We start from the raw sequence: 15410 nt of genomic DNA on the forward strand, positions 1-15410 counted from the left end.
AGGTCGCTGCGGTCCCATAACACTACGCCGAGCATCTGCCTCGGCGCCGGAATGTTGCCAGCCTTGCGCTGGGTATCGAAATAGCTGGGAGAGATCCCGAGGTACCGCGCCGCATCGGCACGGCGTAAGCCGCGCGGCTGTACGCGGCTGTTGTCATTGGCTGGAACGGGCAAGAGCGAGCCCCTGAATAGTAGATTGCTCTGCTTACCTCGCCGGCTGAGGCCCGACGCACGAGTCATTTTATACACGGTCGCTTTAGAACAAATGCGGCACAAACCGACGCTGCAACCGATTTGTAATTCTTTGTTACTTGCGCTTGAGAAAGCGGATGGCCCGCCCCTTTCAGGAGCGGGCTTGGCGTGGGCTTGATGGGGTGGCGCTGAGCTGCCGGGCCGCCGATTGGTATCTATTCCGCCGCCTCGGCCAACTCGCTCTTCGCCCATGCCGAGCGCACCGGCAGCGCCAGCAAGTCAGCAGCGAAGCTGTCCCGCACGCGCTCCAGCCAGCCGGACGTCGGATCGTGCGGCAGCCCGCCGACTAAGCAGGCCACCTTGTCCGAGAATTCGAGCCAAGTCGTCGCCTCGGCTTCGGCAAGCTGGCCGAGCACGTCATTGGCGGTGTCGTCCAGCATCTCAACGACGCGCTGTGGCAGTGCGCCGTGCATGAGTGTAACGATGCGGCGGTGTTGGCGGGTCAGTTTGGATATAGTGGTGTCAGCCATGGCGCAGAAGATCCTTCGCGCTGGGGTTAGGGCCGGAAGCGAGGCAGCCACCTTGCTCCGGCCTGTCTTTTCTGATATCAGGTAAGAATGGCGAAGTCAACAGTTTCTAATATCAGAAAAAAACGCCCCCTAGGAAGGCCGCGCGTCGACGCTGTACCTGTGATGGTGCGGATGCCGCCAAACGAGATGCAGGGGGTCGACCGCTGGATTGAAGGGCGGCCTGCACCAAAGCCATCACGTCCCGAGGCAATCCGCCGGCTGGTTGAGATCGGCCTAGGTAAGTCCCTATCAAACCCTGCGATGGCGTCGACCGGAAAAGTCTCCGCCGAGCGCGCCAAAGAGCTGGCTGGAAAGACGATTGACCGAATCGGCGATCCTGCCGCTTCGGCCGAGGAAAACGCCACTCGGAAGCGGCGGTTGATCAAGGGGCCTTCGGAGTTCCGGGAGCAACGTGTCGACCGCGGCAAGGGAAAGGCATGATCGAGGACAAGATTTCATTGTCCGTATTTACAATCGAGGTCGATCGAAAGCCGGTCATTGCTTTCTCAGCTCGAAAATATTCGGATGCTGAGACGATCTGTGCCGACCAAAGAATCCGCGACAAGCTCAGTTCGACTCGGTCGGCCGGCAAACCTCTTTGTGACGAACTCGCAACCTTGGGCGTGCGACTGTCCAATGCCGGCGAAAAGAAGCTTTACCGAGAGCAGACCGCGGCGCGATCGGCAGATGCTGGCTTACCGGTATATTTGGTCGAAATAGATGGATAGCCAAAACTGATGTCTGACCTAGAAGAACGCGCCACGCAAAAGCGCGAAGCAACTGTCAAACAGCTATTGCGCCGCGCAGCCAAGCGCACCCGACCAAGCCAGGTCTTTTCTGTAGTTCCTCATACCCGCGAGACAGATGCCAACCGGGAGTTTGCGCCAGATCGCGACGGAGATGCCATCGTATGGTTCCTGATCGCGCTCCCGGTATTCATGGTCGCCCACGCACTCTGCGTGAAGATGGGCGCCATCTGACGCAAGTCGCGTCGACTAGGCCAATCGTATCAAGCACCTCCCCTTGCCCTCGACCTGCGGTTGCGATTTGATGGAAACCCCATGACTGATCTACGCCCCTACGCACGACCGCTTAAGCCCCCGCTCACGGCAGGCGCGCGATTCATCAGAGGCTTCAAACGCGTCGGCATTGTACTCGGCGTCATCGTGTTGGTCGGTGGCTTCGCGATCACAATTCCGATCGCCATAGGCCAGCAAAACAGTGCACAGGGTCGCTACGAGCAGGCCGTCTGCATGAATGATAGAGTGCGGAACAACTGGCCGATCAAGATGAAAAGCTATGATCAGACGAAGATCGATTTTGATGCGACCGGCTGCCCGTCAGGCCCGTTGTATCATGAAGGCCTTCCTACGGTCCTCTCCTATGCCAAAGAGAAGCCGGCGCCGTTGCAATATGCGATTGAGCCATTCGCAATTGGTGCCGTAGCGTCGATCGTCTCCGCAGCGGCTCTGTTCTATGGGTTTTGGCTAGTCGGCTGGCTCTGCGCCGGCTTTACTCGCGACTGACAGGTCGAACGAGCACCTCCGCAAGGCGCTTAATTGCGCAGCGGAAGGCGGGTCCTGAGTCGCGGCATTGCAAGGGATGACTAGTGACAATCCACTGGCAAAGCTTGCGCTCTCGCCTCGGTTGCGATTGAAATAGTCAGTAAACAGGGCGGGAGAGAAAGTTGGCAAGCGAGACGGACTTAGCCGCTGCGGTCGCCACAGAGCTAGTTAAACAAGTACCCATCAAAGAGGTGTACCATGATGGCTTTTCCCCAGCAGTGCAGGAGAGCGGATCTGCGCTGCTCGATTTTGTGAAGACCCTTAGGCTCGCACTTGCGCCTTTGCAGTTCACGGCCGCACTTCAGGATCGGTATGTGGCATTCCTGAATCGGTCCCTAAGGAAGGTACCGGAAGAGCGGCGCATTCTTCCCACCCCTCAGATTGCAGGGCCGATCTTAGAAGCGATTAAGTATGAGCCCGACGACACCATGATCGCAGATATGTACAGTGAGCTATTGTCCCGGGCGTTCGATCGGAATGCAGCACGTCATGCGCATCCAGCGTTTGCACCTCTAATCAAGCAACTTTCGATCGACGAAGCGGTCATATTGAGGGTGATATACGAGAAATTGCTTCAGAACGACCATTACGGCTTTCAATTCACCGACGACTACGACCGCCACACAAATCGCTTCTCTAATCGAGCGGTTGAACTGGACGAACTTCCACGAGAAGGTCTAACTACCCCAGAGAATGTAGCAATTTACGTCGAACATCTCGACAAATTGGGTCTTGCTGCAGTTTTGCAGTTCAAGAATGCGGAGCCAATCTTCTCAGGTGGCGCGCAAACCGGCTCCAGGACATTTGCGAGGTATCAACTTACTGCCTTCGGGCACGAGTTTATGAAGGCAGTTCGGCCGCTGGCTGCATAGCGTCTGTATCTGCGATCAAGGGAATCCCCTTGCAGGATTTGGCGATGAGGCGCGCAAGGAGCTAAAACAGATTTGGGGTGATGCAACATAAGACTAGTTGCCCCCTCCGGCTCGTTCGCCTTATGGTCGTGACGGGTCTAGGGGATTCCAATGGGGCTGTTTAAACGCAAAGAAAATGGGACCGCACGTTTCGGCTGCGCAGCCAGCAGAGCACAGGGCGCGGCCTACTCACGTCTCTTTTCTGGCTCTGGGGCGTCGTCGGGCTTCTGTTCAACGCAGGCACGTTGTTTGGCCTCACCGGCTCGATTGGTGTTGGCACCTCGGCGCTTCTCGCAGCCTCCGCACTGATTTGGATCGGCGGCATGGTGTTTTTTGGCATCGGCGCCCTACTCGCTCACACAGATTTCGATGGTGAGCGGCCGAACAAAGAAGACTACGGCGACGTTCGGGTTAGTCGGTAGATCATGAGCAAAACCGATCTCGCCGAGCGCTTGACGCAGATGGTTGACGCGGCTGACAGAGATGGCGCCGCTCAACAAACGGCCATTGCGAGGCAGCATGCGGCCGACGAAATGCTCCAAAGCGGCAACTTCTTTCTAGCAGAGAACGATGCGCTTGAAGCAATCTATGAAAGCGCGCTCCATGCGATGGTGGATCACGCCGTCAGCGTCGCTGCTCCGAGTGTAGCTGCGAGCGCCGTCACAACCTCTGGGCTGGAATTGGAATCCAAATTCCTTCGTCGTTTCGAAGGAATCTTGGGTGGCTCAGCAAGTGGGAATGCCTGTCCGCCGAAAGCGGCGCAAAAGTTGCTCTCGGACTTTCGCGCGCGTTTGAGAGAAAGGCTGAATCAAGCTGTCAGCGACGCAGACAACAATGTTGCCGGAAAACCTGTCCGAGGATGGCAGGGGTGGATTATTCGATATGGCTGGAACGGCATCAATACCTTGATTGCGCTGGTGGCGCTCTATTTGTCCTGGATAAAGAAGTAAGCCACCTTGGCCTAGGCGAGATATTTAACCGTGTCCAAACTGAATTTGTCGCGAGCATCGAAAAAGCAAGCAGCGCAGGCAAATAAACGGCTCTTGGATCAGTACGCCGGATTCATGAGTGAAGTAAAGCTGCGTGTTTTTGCAGTTGAGGACGCCGCGAATGGCGCTATTCCACTTCATCCACATTTCGTGAAGGAATTCTGCACACTGCAAATTCGCATGTCGTGCGAGTGCATCGCGCTAGCATGTTTGGTCGCCCACGAAGAATTAGAGGAGGCTAAAAGCAACACGATGCAAAAGGCCTACGCTGCAGACCAGATCATAAAGCGTATGGAAAGCATTCATCCTCGATTTTTTCCGCAACCGGTAACCGGCCGGCGCATCGCCCCAGGCCGCCATCACTTTTCTGACTTCGAAGGCGAATATCTAACCCAACAGGAGATTCTAACGGTTTACGCACGGTGCGGAGGAAGGCTTCACAAAGGCAGCCTGAAATCACTCAAGACGAGGACCAAAGCTCCCAGCAATGATCTTTCCGAAGAATTGTCGATTGCACAAAAGATTGTAGGTCTACTCGGAAGTCATGCGACACTCTCTCGCGACGAACGCAGCGTCATATTATGCAACTTTGGCCAGACCAGAGATGGAGTCGTGCAGGTCTCATCAGCTCGCGAGCGTTGACGACTGGTAGTGATTGGCCCGACCGTCATTCCCCATTGTTTCGTAGTGATGCTGGCACAGTCCCCATCTCGAAAATCGAAACTCCGCGGCAAGCTGATTTTAGGAAGCAAGTTCATCGCCTGTTTCAACCCCCAACCCCTCACCTCACAGCGCCAAACGCGGTTCTGCGCCGCCAACACTACCCACCACATGCCGCTGGATCTCGGCACCGGAGGCGTCGACGACGATTACGACCGTCCCCGCACCGCGGTCGTAATCGGGATCGCTGGCGATATCCCGAGCGACACGAGCGCCGTATTGGACCGCCATCTCAGCAGAGCCAAATAGCTCCCCGACGTCGTCCGGCTGTATTTGGCGATTGTGGATGATCGGAAAATAGTAGCGCTGCACAGCAATGCCTCCGTCCTTTAGCCGCGATCGTGCCCACGTCTCGGGACGGCGCGCACCTGTCGGAAACGACAGGGTTCGTCAACTAGCGCCATTGACCAGGGATGGCCCAACAGGCCGGCAATGGAGCCGAAGGGAAGCAATACCCTGTTGCGTTGCGCTCCCTTGAAGGGAGTGAACTGACGGCCCTGAGAGTGAGCAGACTATTCAGTCGCGCTGGGCTTCTTCCGTTGAATGCGTTCCTCGCGTCGCTTCTTACGAGTAAGTTCGAGCCACATGTTGCTCGCGAATATGAACGCAACGAGCAGAACAACGACGGCAATGGCCAAGATTGCGAGAATTTTCATTAAACTTTTTGGATTGCGGTGACACTGCACGCAGTTAGGCAGCGTTTCCGTCAATTGTGTGACTCATTGCGCAGGTGAAGCAGGGTACGATTGAGAGAGCCGGCTCCGGAAATCTGCACAGGACGTTAAGTGGAGTTTCTGCCTGACGACGGGCACGATAGGCCCGCGAATCAGGAGAGACGATGAGCAGACGAGCACGCCGGAATCACTCACCGGCCTTCAAGGCGAAGGTGGCTCTGGCCGCCGTCAAAGGCGATCGGACCATAGCCCAACTGGCCGAGCATTTTGACGTTCACCCCAATCAGATTACGGCGTGGAAATCGCAGCTTGAGGGCAATGCTTCCGGGATTTTCGGACCGGGGGGCGGGCCGCCGGCCGCGCCTGCAGTCGATGTGAAGTCGCTGCATGCCAAGATCGGAGAGCTGACGCTGGAGAATGATTTTTTAGAAGGAGCGCTCACCAAGGCGGGATTGCTGAGCGCAAAGCGATGATCGACCGTGGACACGATCTGTCGATCACTAGGCAGGCGGAAGTTTTGAAGATCAGCCGCGGCAGCGTTTATTATCTGCCGCGTCCGGTGTCGTCTGCCGACCTCGCGATCATGCAGCGGCTCGACCGGCTGCATCTGGAGTTTCCTTTCGCCGGTTCGCGCATGTTGCGAGGCCTGCTGGCTGCCGAGGGGAGCAAGATCGGCCGACGGCATGTGAAGGCGCTGATGCGGCGGATGGGGATAGAGGCACTCTATCGCCGTCCGCGCACCACCAAGCCCGAACCGGGCCACAAGATCTATCCGTATCTGCTGCGCGGTCTGGCGATCGAGCGGGCCAATCAGGTGTGGGCGATGGATATCTTCAACACCGACGAGGGCAGCCAGTTCACTGGGGCGGCCTTCACCGGCGTCCTCGCCAGCCACGACATCGCGATCAGCATGGACGGCAAGGGTGCCTGGCGGGACAACGTCTTCGTCGAGCGGCTATGGCGCAGCGTAAAATACGAGGAGGTCTATCTGCGAGCCTACGAAACCGTCGGCGAGGCGCGACATTCGATCGGCCGGTATCTCGACTTCTACAACGCACGAAGGCCCCATTCGAGCCTTGACGACATGACCCCGGATCAAGCCTACTTCAACCTTCCGCCGCTCCGCGCGGCGGCCTAATCTCGGCAGAGGCTCCACTTATCGACGCGGAAAGTCTGTTCAGACAAGCGGGACCAGCTCTCAACGCTGCGCGCTGTGCTTTTGCTATTAACTGGGCTCGCCTTCACATCATCCAACCCATCTACGATGATCATTATGGCGCTGGATTCTCGATTGATCACTCCATCGGGATTGACGTCAGCGAAGTACGTTGCTGCCGGACTGGCGTTCGCGGTGATAACGACCTTCTCTGGATCGGGCCCGCCGCAAACATTGCAGCAAAGTTGACCGACTTGAAGGAAGCGCCCATTTGGATAACCGAGACGGCCTACAATAGATTATCGGACGATAGGAAGTTTTCGAAAGGCGGACAGGCGATGTGGGAGCGGCGGCTGTGGACCCCCCAAAACAATCGTCCGATTTATTGTTCGACTTGGCATTGGGGGATCTAAGAAATGGCCTGCTGGCGAACTTACCGCTGCCGGGGTGTAGGCTGCATCACCCTATCCGTAGATTCTCCGCCGAGTCTTTACCGCGATTGTTCACGACGTCGAAGCTAACCTTGGCTCCCTCTGCGAGCGAGGTGAAACCAGCCTTCTCAACTGCAGAGATGTGAACAAAGACGTCCCTGCCGCCGTTGTCAGGTTGAATGAACCCGTAGCCCTTCGTCGGGTTGAACCATTTTACAGTCCCCATCGCCACGTCACGTCTCCATTTTTCAAAAACCAAAGCTACTGCCCGAATTTCGACTAAAGAAAGGCTGGTCGCGACACGCGCCCGCGCCTTGGACCACCCGACACGATCGAACCGACGCGCGTCCGCATCAGTTCGCTAAGCGTAGGAGCAAACCTGAGAAGATGGACGGGCCGATGATTTGGGACAGGCTCCGCGTCGAAGCGGCATTTACCGACTTGCCGGCCGTGGTAATCGCGCCGTACCCCGCTAGACCGATGCGAAGGAACAAGTGAGATTTCAATGACCGAACTAAGACATGGGTGCCAGCTCAATTTCCGGGTTCAAGAACCGCCGGTTTCTGATTGGAACAGAGCCATATAGCGTGCGTTAACGTGCCACCACTGGCCAAGGCTTTGTCCGTAGGCGTCGGTGGCTGAGAGACCAAATGGGCTCCCGCCTGCATCGCACGGGGGCGTCCAATGCCGCATCAGAAGCTAATAGCGCGCCTACGCGCGGTGGTCGGTCTGTCTGAACAAGATCAACTTAGGCTCACACGCATACCATACAGGGTGAAATCCCTTGGAGATCGTGAATACGTCCTGCGCCAGGGCGACAAGCCTGGCGTCTGCATTGTTGTGATGAGCGGGCTTCTCTCTCGGCAAAGAGTGGTGAACGCTCGAAACCAGATTTCGTCGTTCTACATAGCCGGCGACATGCCCGACCTGCCTACCCTGCATCTGCCGGTCGCGGATTGTGATCTGTGCAGCGTGGGCAGTTCGACGATAGCCTCTATCCCCCATTCATATCTCAGAAAAACGATGACGGAATCGCCCGCGCTCACGCACGCTTTTTGGCGCGAGACGCTGATTCATGCTGCTATTTACCGCGAGTGGGTTGAGAATCTCGGATCGCGCCAAGCCTTGGGTAGAGTCGCGCATCTTCTTTGCGAGCTTATCACCCGCATGGGATTCGTTGGGCTGGCGGACAACGGCAGTTTCCGACTTCCGCTCACGCAGCAAGATGTTGCCGACGCATGTGGGCTTTCAATCGTGCATGTGAACAGGACGATCCAGGAACTCAGGCGTGAGGGCCTGATTGAATGGCAGAACCAAACCGTGACTCCGCTCCGCCCACAGAAGCTTATGGATGTAGCCGAGTTCAGCGCTGAATATCTTCATGAGCTGAACCCAAGCGAAGGATCAAAGCTCAGCAAAGTTCTTGGAACGTCTCCCCCCGGACTGATTTAGCCGGCATGGCCCGATACCACTTCGACTACCACGAAGCGGAACTCGTTACCGTAGACCGCGCGGGCGAGGACTTCGAGAGCATTGATGCGGCCCGAAAGATGGCAACGATCGCATTGGGCGAGGCCGTGCGCGACTTCACTTTTGCTGGTCGGCCTGGGAGGATAGCTATTCTGGTTAGGGACGACACCGGCCCTGTTTTGAGTGTCTCTGCTACTATCGAGCAGACTTGAACACAAACACCTTCAATTGCATCCGGCGGCGGTTCGGTTGCGTCTAGGGGAGCGTTGTGAATATCAGTCATTTTGAAACCTTTGTTCTGATGTTCTTCATCAGCCGCGCCCGAGGTACGAGCGCGACCTCGACCGGCTCGCGGTCGCCAGCGATTGGCCGGCGGCAGACGAGGCGCCACGCGATACCCCCCAACATTTCAATTGCAGACGCGTGTGAAACTGGGGGCGAGCGGTCGCTAACAAACGATTGGTTCTGAAGCTGCGGACACCCCTCCCTACCCCCTTACAGCAGACACGCATTCCTTCACGCCTTCCCGCTGTGCGGCGTTTCGTTGCGGTGTCGTTGCCGAGCGCGTGCATGGAAACGTCATCTACCTGTAAGCATTGTCCTCTCTGACATCGCTGCTGCCACATGGGTAGCACCCGTGTCCTGATAAGCAGACCGGTGACCACGGACACTTCTTTTGACTTTGCCTGCCGCAATCACACGCAGTGGCGTGTCTTCAGCGCGCCCACGATCACGTCTGCTCACGAGGCAAAAGCTCACTCACACTGATGCGATGGCTCTTGTCCGGCGCCACCGAGAAGATTACTGCCTGCCATCCATTGGGAGAAGACCGAGGTCTGGATGGCCGATAAGAGGATGCCGCTCCAAACGCCTTGCAGCGTAAAGGTGAAAGTTCAACCAATGCACGCGTAATGGCCGACAAGAAAACCCGCGATGGCATCTTCATGAGCCATCGACCGAAGCTGCGGACGATGTTTGCGCGGCTCATGGAAAGCACTGGCTCACATCTTTAGTAGATCTGTCGCCTATCAGGCCATATGGCGCAGATACGAGGCAAGCAAAGCTAGGTAGATGGCTCCCCTTCCTGGAACGCTGAAATCGTGATTGTCTGATCCAAGTTGGGGCGAGAATAATGCGACCGGGGCTGGCAATCCCTTTTCATTTCGGATTTTTAAGGAGACCGGGGGCCGCGCTGGCCCCAGTCATTTAGGAACGGCAGTTCACGCGTTGGGCTTTCTTTAAGTCATCGCGTCCAGACAGCGCGAGACCCTCCAGAGGCCCCAGTCTTTTTCCTTCCTTAGGCTGGGGCCTTTTCTTGCCCGCTGTCAGAATCGATCGAGGTCCAGCGCGTAAGCGCCTGCCCACGCCGCCTGCGCTTCGCCTCCCCATCTTCACACCCCAGCGCCGCTCCGCCGCCGCCTGCATGTCGGGCTTCTTCGCGTTACCATACCCGGTCGCGTGCTTCTTGCTGGTCATCAGATTGAGCGGATACCACGCAGATTCAATTGCTCGCAGGTGTAGACTGCGACGCCGAACATACCGAGCATCACGTCAATGCCGAAAGAAGCGCCGCAAAGGCTTGTCAATGCACACGCCGACCCAATCGAGGTTGGTGTGGTGTTCGGTTTCCTGCGCCGAGGTCAATAGGCGAGCCTGAACTTCCTTTTGGAGGCTCTCGAGTACGTCTCAACGGTCCCTTCAAGGGAACACGCACAAACGCGCTTCGGTGCCGAGGTCCACCCCGATGACGAACTTCCGTCCTATCGCCCCAGCTTCTCACTGGGTGTCAACGGCTTGCGAAGTTGAGCCCTCGTATTGCCGCATCTGCGAATGTTACCCTGATGGTGCCATTGCCGATGGCGATCCGATATCGATTGATTGACTGCGCCAGGTGGGCAGAACACGGCACCGGCAACGACGGCCACGTGGTAACCGGAGATCGGTCAAGCAAAGATTTTATGTAGGAAATACAGCGCGCTACATTGCTTTTGCTTCCCGCTTTTTCTTGATGGGAAGCGCATGGGAAGCGGGCGGCCAGACTAACCGCCTCTGCTCGATAGCAGCCGGCCATGAACTCGAGCCCTGCCCGTTCCTCCGGCATAGCCGCGCCCGCCGCCAGATCCAGGCAGATGCGCTCCATGCGCGCGAGCTCGTCCATGTCCTGCTGATGTTGCCCCATGCAGCCGATCAGACTCCTGCCGCGTGGTCGCCGTCAAGTCTATGGAGTCCGCCCATAGCCCGCGTCCGGAGGGTGGGCGGGGTTTCTAAGGAGCTAGGGATGCTTTTTGATTCGTGTTTCCCTGCCACGGCTTAGAGTGCTCGTGCTCAGCAATCCACTTGACCGCGTCGCCTTCCGTAATAAAGCCCTTGATTGCTTCCGTTTCGCCGTCGGGCCACAGAATATCGACCCCCCAGCCAAGTCCGGGATTTTTCCGAGCCATGAAAGTTGGTCGCTGCTCGAGCATCCGCCGAATATGCGCCTATGGTGCCCAGGTTCAAGCCAGCTATCCTGCCGCAATCAAACTATCCCACACTGACCCCGCGTCCTCCCGCCAGGCCAGGCCGGGCCGGTTCGATTCATGTGCAATGTTTTACGCGCAGTAGCTCGCGCGCGTTCCGAAGCCCTACGGATTGATAATTTGCGAGGTGCATCGAATGCCGCTTTGATTGCGGCATGCCCGCCCCCGTCCGCATCCGTAAGCACGAAGCTGTGCCCCAGACCGGCAGCTACGAAGTCTGCTTCGCCGATGGTCGGCCGAGCGTCAATTTCTACTGGGACGATGTTGCGGGACGGCGGCTCTCGCCTAACCTGTTGACCGGGCAGAAGCGATTGAGAAAGCCCGGGCACTCGCAAGAGCGGAGCTCGCCCGCTGTCGAAAGACGAAATGAGCAAAGGCTGGGGGCGGCCGTTCGAAGATCCGATTGAGGTGGCCGGCACAAAGCTGGTGGCGCTGCTCGACGCAGCCAAGTACGTCACGGCGCTACCGAAGAAAGAGCACTCCGCGCCAAAATGGCAGGCAGCGATGGAGGCGCTGATCCTGGTTGCGGAAGGTGGCGGCCCGACGATGTTTGCCCGTATTGGGGCCATGCGGGCCTTGAACCGACACTACACCCCGGAGATCAATCCGAAGGGGAAGGAGCCACATTGGGGCCGGCGCAAGCTGAATAGGGATCAATGACAGAGGCCGCCCAACTGAGGCCGCCCTACTTCTGGTCTCGCCTGGGCATCTCCCAGAACAGCTTGTTGCAGCCGGAGCACCGAAAGATGGCAATCGCCCCATCCGGCCAAGCAACTGCGTCTATGAATGTCATAGACTTATTGCACGCAGCACAAAGCGGGAGCTGCCTGGTTTCTCGATCCGTCATTCCGCACAACGCGGGAACAGCGGACGAGGTTTCTATCGTTCTGGAAGCTCAGGGTGCCAGATAGGGGATAGCTTTTGCCGAAGCAGTGCCCTCGACGCCGCGATCTGCTCCCGAGAACGGCGGAGCATCTCTCGTGTCGTTTGGCTTTCATCGACCTGGTGGTTCTGCCCCTCGGTAGACGCCTCGAATTCCTTGTTGATGGGCATGAGACAGGCCCTTTCACCTTCCCGTTCCATTCGCGAGATTAGGTCGAGAACCAAATTAGGACAGTCGGTATAAATACGTAAGGCAGGCCAGCCGAACCGCCAAAAACGAAATAGGCCGCCATGAAAGGCGGCCTTAGTTCATCTTCCTGCGGAGCTTCTTGATGAGCGCGCGCTGGTCTTTGGATATCCTCTTGGACCGTCTGCCGCAATTCCTTATCGGACTCCCGATCGTACAGCGAAACGGCCTCAGCCTTGGGCACGGGGGCTGAAGCCGTCCGCTACATGAGGCTCCAGCCGGAACAGGGAGACGGCGCCGGAGCATTCCTTGAATGAGCTCGATCGTCGATTGTTCCCGAAGACGTCGAACTCGGATGCAGGCCCGCCAACGTGACCGGCGGGCCTGTCACAGTGGCACGGGCGTTGCTCATATCTAGTTGGCTGGGATTCCAGGACCCAGTTTGAGACAGGGCGCCGCCGGGACAGTGTATTTCGAGCCCGGCGGCGCATCTTTTAGGGACTAGCGGGACAGCCGCCGGCGGTGCGTCATTCGCGCCTCGCGACGATCGTTCGGACGAGCCCCTTTAGGTCGCCGCAGATCAACCAGTCGAGGCTGATGCGGTACTTTTTCGCGAAGTTCAGCAGATCATCGTGCTGAGCCGCCCTCTCACCTTCGCGACTTCCGACTCCGGCACCCCGTAGTCGACCGCGATCAAATCGATGCGCCGCCTCATCTCCTGTTTGAATTTTGCCCGCTCTTCCCGTTGGTCGGCGTTCATGATTGCCCCCTCTGGTCGACCAGCGCCTGCATATAGCCTTCGATATAACTGCGGCCGAGCGCGTCCAGTTGATTGAGCTTCGCCTCAAATTCCTGCGGCAACAACGCGCGCTTTGGAGGGCGTTGCAATTCGATGACTGTCGCCGATGGCAATGCGGCCGCGGCCGCCTTTGCTGCCCGTTCTTCCGGCGTGCCGTTCTTTGACCTACGCGGCTTCCAAGAATTAACTCGGCGGGTGGCCTCATCGAGGCTGCCAAGCAATCGAAGCGCCGATTTGGGGACAGACTCGGCGGCGCGCCATCCGAACCCAGGGAAATCCCTCCCGTGGGTTATGTGCACTATCGGGGTGCCGAATACTCAGCGAAGCTGTATTTCCCCAGCGACATGCTGCAGCCGATCCTGACAACGCTGAGGGCGGATCAATACAAATACGTGCTGTTTGAGGCCGCCAAGGGCGGCAATGATGCGACCATTTACAATTTTGAGCTTCGAAAGTATCGCGGCGAAGAGTCCGAGCTAGCCGCCGGCTGGGATAATGTATGACCACTCCCGCACCTGAAACAATCGAACGCGAGCAAGGCAAGCTCTGGGTTTCAGATGCCGAGATGATCCGTCGGCTTGGCGTACCAGAAAAGGTCGCGCGGGCAGCGTTGCGGATGCTTGACCGCGACCCGAAGAGCGGCTTCCCGCGCAAACAGATCCTCTGGGGCGAACGAAGGTATCGGCCAGCGATCGTCGCGTATTTCGATCAGCACTACGCGCTACCGGGTGGTGGCGGTGAACAAGCGAAGTCGCGCATGCACCCGCACGGCCGAAAATGGGCAACTCGGTAAATCCGGCTTGATTACGCGGATGAAGCGGCTACTGAGTCGCGGTAGGTCAACAACAACCGCACCGCGCGCACAAAAAAGGCGACCTGTTTGTAACCGAGGGGGCCGCATCATGTGCGTTGCGTCGAGTCGCGGCCCGGGTGTCCACTGACTGACACGATTCTTCTTCCTCGATCGCCCAAGCCTCAAAAGTTTGCGGCCTGCAAACAACATTAGCCATGCGAGCACCTGCTAAACCAGATGACATCATCGAAGTCTACGCTGACGAAAGCAGTCAGAACAAGCACCGCTACCTGGTGCTGGGCGCTATCGTCGTCAGCCTACTCGACACACCGGAGTTGATCGAAGCTATCAAAAAAGCGCGCCGGCCGGAACTGCCTGAAGGCGAGGCGAAGTGGACGAAAGTCTCAAAAGCCAAGATTGCGGCTTACCAGCGGATGGTCGACGTCGTTTTCGATAATCAAGACAAGTGGCATTTCCACTCGCTTTTCGTTGATACTACTCGGCAGAACCATAAGAAGTTCAACGATGGCGATAGCGAAATCGGCTTCAACAAAGAACTGTACCAACTCGCGAACAAGGTTGGCCAACTCTACTCGAAGGCTTATTTCCACATTTATCCCGACTACAGGGACACCAAAAATTCGCCGGAGGAGCTACGTCAGATCCTGTGCCAAGGCGCGCGAAAACGAGGCGACACGCGAGATTGGCCGGTTCGGCGCTGCCAGTTTCGCGACTCGAAAAAGACACTGCCCCTACAGGTTGCCGATATTCTCATCGGCGCGATCGCCTTCCAACTCAACGGTCATGATAAGGCGGCAGACGCGAACCCAGCAAAGCTGGAACTGGCCAAGTACATCATGAAGCGCGCTGGCATCAGCGACATCACAAAGGGCACAAACCGCGTCGCCAAATTCTCCGTTTGGCCGCGCAAGCTCCGAGTGTGAAAGAGATGGTCCCTAGCCTCTAGATCGAGATCGACCCCCACCTTGGGGTGGGTGCCACCGCCTGGGCGGTGGCGTCAGGCTAGGGAGTTGACGATAACATAGTGATTCAGAGGGCGGCTGTGAATTGCCGGGATAAGTATTTTTTTGCTGAGGTTTTACAGGACGTTAATGCTTTTGTCTTTGCGCCGGCGTGATTCGTTTGTTGAATTTAGTTGAAAGACGGCTACGGCGCGGCCTCGGTCTGCAGCGCCTTCTCGCTGTCCGTCAGCATCTTCTTCCCGGCCTTGCCGATCTCATTCATGTTGAAATAGAGGCCGTCGATCAGTTGCCGCTTCTCGGGCGCGCTGCCGTCGGGTTACGACTTCCTGCCATTGGCCTAGTCGGCACGTTGCACGCTAGGCGTACCCGCGGACCCCGCTATGATGCTCTCCTTTTGATAGAAGCGCGCGATGCAGTCGTTCGGGAGCCGGCCGGGGTTGTCGGTCACATCGCTGCTCATTAACGTAGTCGGGTGCGCCGTGTGCTGCGCAACCACCAGCCTCTGCTCAGGAGACAGGGTCAGGCGCGCATGACGTTCCATGCTCTCGAGCCAGAACACGCTAAAGCCGTC

Annotated in this window: 19 protein-coding genes and 2 pseudogenes; 14 read left to right on the forward strand and 7 right to left on the reverse strand. The window is 57.6% G+C overall.

Features of this window, described 5'->3' with window-relative positions; all coding sequences use genetic code 11:
• Positions 1-406: 406 nt before the first annotated feature.
• Positions 407-721, reverse strand: a complete 315-nt coding sequence (locus ABIB00_RS25250; RefSeq protein WP_354106229.1) for a hypothetical protein — start codon at positions 719-721, stop codon at positions 407-409.
• 87 nt (positions 722-808) lie between these two features.
• Here ABIB00_RS25250 and ABIB00_RS25255 point away from each other — a divergent pair, with 87 nt between their 5' ends.
• From ABIB00_RS25255 to ABIB00_RS25285, 7 genes are all read left to right on the forward strand, one after another.
• Complete coding sequence (locus ABIB00_RS25255) at positions 809-1201, forward strand: hypothetical protein (protein WP_354106230.1); 393 nt, start codon at positions 809-811, stop codon at positions 1199-1201.
• Entirely contained in the window at positions 1198-1488 is a 291-nt protein-coding gene (locus ABIB00_RS25260) for a hypothetical protein (RefSeq protein WP_354106231.1), read from the forward strand. Before ABIB00_RS25255 ends, ABIB00_RS25260 begins: the two co-directional genes overlap by 4 nt.
• Positions 1489-1497: 9 nt before the next feature.
• Complete coding sequence (locus tag ABIB00_RS25265) at positions 1498-1740, forward strand: hypothetical protein (protein ID WP_354106232.1); 243 nt, start codon at positions 1498-1500, stop codon at positions 1738-1740.
• A gap of 81 nt (positions 1741-1821) precedes the next feature.
• A complete protein-coding gene (locus tag ABIB00_RS25270; protein ID WP_354106233.1) occupies positions 1822-2286 on the forward strand; it encodes a hypothetical protein in 465 nt (154 codons plus the stop codon).
• Positions 2287-2447: 161 nt separating this feature from the next.
• Positions 2448-3197 carry an Abi-alpha family protein gene (locus tag ABIB00_RS25275; RefSeq protein ID WP_354106234.1) on the forward strand — a complete coding sequence of 250 codons (750 nt, stop codon included), beginning with the start codon at positions 2448-2450 and terminating at the stop codon, positions 3195-3197.
• Positions 3198-3661: 464 nt separating this feature from the next.
• Positions 3662-4186, forward strand: coding sequence for a hypothetical protein (locus ABIB00_RS25280; RefSeq protein WP_354106235.1), 525 nt, complete (start codon positions 3662-3664; stop codon positions 4184-4186).
• 30 nt (positions 4187-4216) lie between these two features.
• The gene (locus ABIB00_RS25285) at positions 4217-4867 is read left to right on the forward strand and encodes a hypothetical protein (protein WP_354106236.1); all 651 of its coding nucleotides are present in this window, start codon (positions 4217-4219) and stop codon (positions 4865-4867) included.
• A gap of 144 nt (positions 4868-5011) precedes the next feature.
• Here the strand turns inward: ABIB00_RS25285 and ABIB00_RS25290 are convergent, their stop codons facing one another.
• Complete coding sequence (locus ABIB00_RS25290; protein WP_354106237.1) at positions 5012-5257, reverse strand: DUF6894 family protein; 246 nt, start codon at positions 5255-5257, stop codon at positions 5012-5014.
• 526 nt (positions 5258-5783) lie between these two features.
• Between ABIB00_RS25290 and ABIB00_RS25295 the strand changes: the two are divergent.
• Positions 5784-6757, forward strand: a pseudogene (locus tag ABIB00_RS25295) (integrase core domain-containing protein).
• A 477-nt stretch (positions 6758-7234) separates the two neighbouring features.
• On the opposite strand, the gene ABIB00_RS25300 reads toward ABIB00_RS25295, so the two are convergent.
• Complete coding sequence (locus ABIB00_RS25300) at positions 7235-7438, reverse strand: cold-shock protein (RefSeq protein ID WP_354106238.1); 204 nt, start codon at positions 7436-7438, stop codon at positions 7235-7237.
• 452 nt (positions 7439-7890) lie between these two features.
• On the opposite strand from ABIB00_RS25300, the gene ABIB00_RS25305 reads away from it, so the two are divergent.
• Together ABIB00_RS25305 and ABIB00_RS39145 are read left to right on the forward strand one after the other, a co-directional pair.
• Positions 7891-8658 carry a Crp/Fnr family transcriptional regulator gene (locus ABIB00_RS25305; protein ID WP_354106239.1) on the forward strand — a complete coding sequence of 256 codons (768 nt, stop codon included), beginning with the start codon at positions 7891-7893 and terminating at the stop codon, positions 8656-8658.
• 5 nt (positions 8659-8663) lie between these two features.
• Positions 8664-8888, forward strand: coding sequence for a DUF6894 family protein (locus ABIB00_RS39145; protein WP_502917880.1), 225 nt, complete (start codon positions 8664-8666; stop codon positions 8886-8888).
• Positions 8889-10462: 1574 nt separating this feature from the next.
• Here ABIB00_RS39145 and ABIB00_RS25310 read toward each other — a convergent pair.
• A complete protein-coding gene (locus ABIB00_RS25310; RefSeq protein ID WP_247342367.1) occupies positions 10463-10855 on the reverse strand; it encodes a hypothetical protein in 393 nt (130 codons plus the stop codon).
• Between the two features lie 706 nt (positions 10856-11561).
• Here ABIB00_RS25310 and ABIB00_RS25315 point away from each other — a divergent pair.
• Positions 11562-11855, forward strand: a complete 294-nt coding sequence (locus ABIB00_RS25315) for a hypothetical protein (protein ID WP_354106240.1) — start codon at positions 11562-11564, stop codon at positions 11853-11855.
• Between the two features lie 1028 nt (positions 11856-12883).
• Here ABIB00_RS25315 and ABIB00_RS25320 read toward each other — a convergent pair.
• Entirely contained in the window at positions 12884-13024 is a 141-nt protein-coding gene (locus tag ABIB00_RS25320) for a hypothetical protein (RefSeq protein WP_247342361.1), read from the reverse strand.
• On the reverse strand, positions 13021-13284 hold the full coding sequence (locus ABIB00_RS25325; protein WP_247342358.1) for a hypothetical protein: 264 nt from the start codon (positions 13282-13284) through the stop codon (positions 13021-13023). The genes ABIB00_RS25320 and ABIB00_RS25325 overlap by 4 nt, the downstream gene beginning before the upstream one ends.
• A 63-nt stretch (positions 13285-13347) precedes the next feature.
• Between ABIB00_RS25325 and ABIB00_RS25330 the strand changes: the two genes are divergently transcribed.
• The 3 genes from ABIB00_RS25330 (at position 13348) to ABIB00_RS25340 (ending at position 14800) form a co-directional block, all read left to right on the forward strand.
• Positions 13348-13566: a hypothetical protein gene (locus tag ABIB00_RS25330; RefSeq protein ID WP_247342356.1), complete on the forward strand. Its 219-nt coding sequence runs from the start codon at positions 13348-13350 to the stop codon at positions 13564-13566.
• Positions 13563-13856, forward strand: coding sequence for a hypothetical protein (locus tag ABIB00_RS25335; protein ID WP_247342353.1), 294 nt, complete (start codon positions 13563-13565; stop codon positions 13854-13856). Before ABIB00_RS25330 ends, ABIB00_RS25335 begins: the two co-directional genes overlap by 4 nt.
• A 215-nt stretch (positions 13857-14071) precedes the next feature.
• A complete protein-coding gene (locus tag ABIB00_RS25340) occupies positions 14072-14800 on the forward strand; it encodes a DUF3800 domain-containing protein (RefSeq protein ID WP_354106241.1) in 729 nt (242 codons plus the stop codon).
• Positions 14801-15176: 376 nt separating this feature from the next.
• Here the strand turns inward: ABIB00_RS25340 and ABIB00_RS25345 are convergent.
• A pseudogene (locus ABIB00_RS25345) lies at positions 15177-15410 on the reverse strand (hypothetical protein); the annotation flags it as partial.

Origin of the sequence: Bradyrhizobium sp. LB14.3, assembly GCF_040547985.1 — a bacterium.
GTDB lineage: Bacteria > Pseudomonadota > Alphaproteobacteria > Rhizobiales > Xanthobacteraceae > Bradyrhizobium.

Bases quoted from the DNA above. Each gene is read 5' to 3' on its own strand.
- ABIB00_RS25250 (WP_354106229.1), bottom strand. From the start codon at position 721: ATGGCTGACACCACTATATCCAAACTGACCCGCCAACACCGCCGCATC.
- ABIB00_RS25255 (WP_354106230.1), top strand. From the start codon at position 809: ATGGCGAAGTCAACAGTTTCTAATATCAGAAAAAAACGCCCCCTAGGA.
- ABIB00_RS25260 (WP_354106231.1), top strand. From the start codon at position 1,198: ATGATCGAGGACAAGATTTCATTGTCCGTATTTACAATCGAGGTCGAT.
- ABIB00_RS25265 (WP_354106232.1), top strand. From the start codon at position 1,498: ATGTCTGACCTAGAAGAACGCGCCACGCAAAAGCGCGAAGCAACTGTC.
- ABIB00_RS25270 (WP_354106233.1), top strand. From the start codon at position 1,822: ATGACTGATCTACGCCCCTACGCACGACCGCTTAAGCCCCCGCTCACG.
- ABIB00_RS25280 (WP_354106235.1), top strand. From the start codon at position 3,662: ATGAGCAAAACCGATCTCGCCGAGCGCTTGACGCAGATGGTTGACGCG.
- ABIB00_RS25305 (WP_354106239.1), top strand. From the start codon at position 7,891: ATGCCGCATCAGAAGCTAATAGCGCGCCTACGCGCGGTGGTCGGTCTG.
- ABIB00_RS39145 (WP_502917880.1), top strand. From the start codon at position 8,664: ATGGCCCGATACCACTTCGACTACCACGAAGCGGAACTCGTTACCGTA.
- ABIB00_RS25310 (WP_247342367.1), bottom strand. From the start codon at position 10,855: ATGGGGCAACATCAGCAGGACATGGACGAGCTCGCGCGCATGGAGCGC.
- ABIB00_RS25315 (WP_354106240.1), top strand. From the start codon at position 11,562: ATGAGCAAAGGCTGGGGGCGGCCGTTCGAAGATCCGATTGAGGTGGCC.
- ABIB00_RS25320 (WP_247342361.1), bottom strand. From the start codon at position 13,024: ATGAACGCCGACCAACGGGAAGAGCGGGCAAAATTCAAACAGGAGATG.
- ABIB00_RS25335 (WP_247342353.1), top strand. From the start codon at position 13,563: ATGACCACTCCCGCACCTGAAACAATCGAACGCGAGCAAGGCAAGCTC.
- ABIB00_RS25340 (WP_354106241.1), top strand. From the start codon at position 14,072: ATGCGAGCACCTGCTAAACCAGATGACATCATCGAAGTCTACGCTGAC.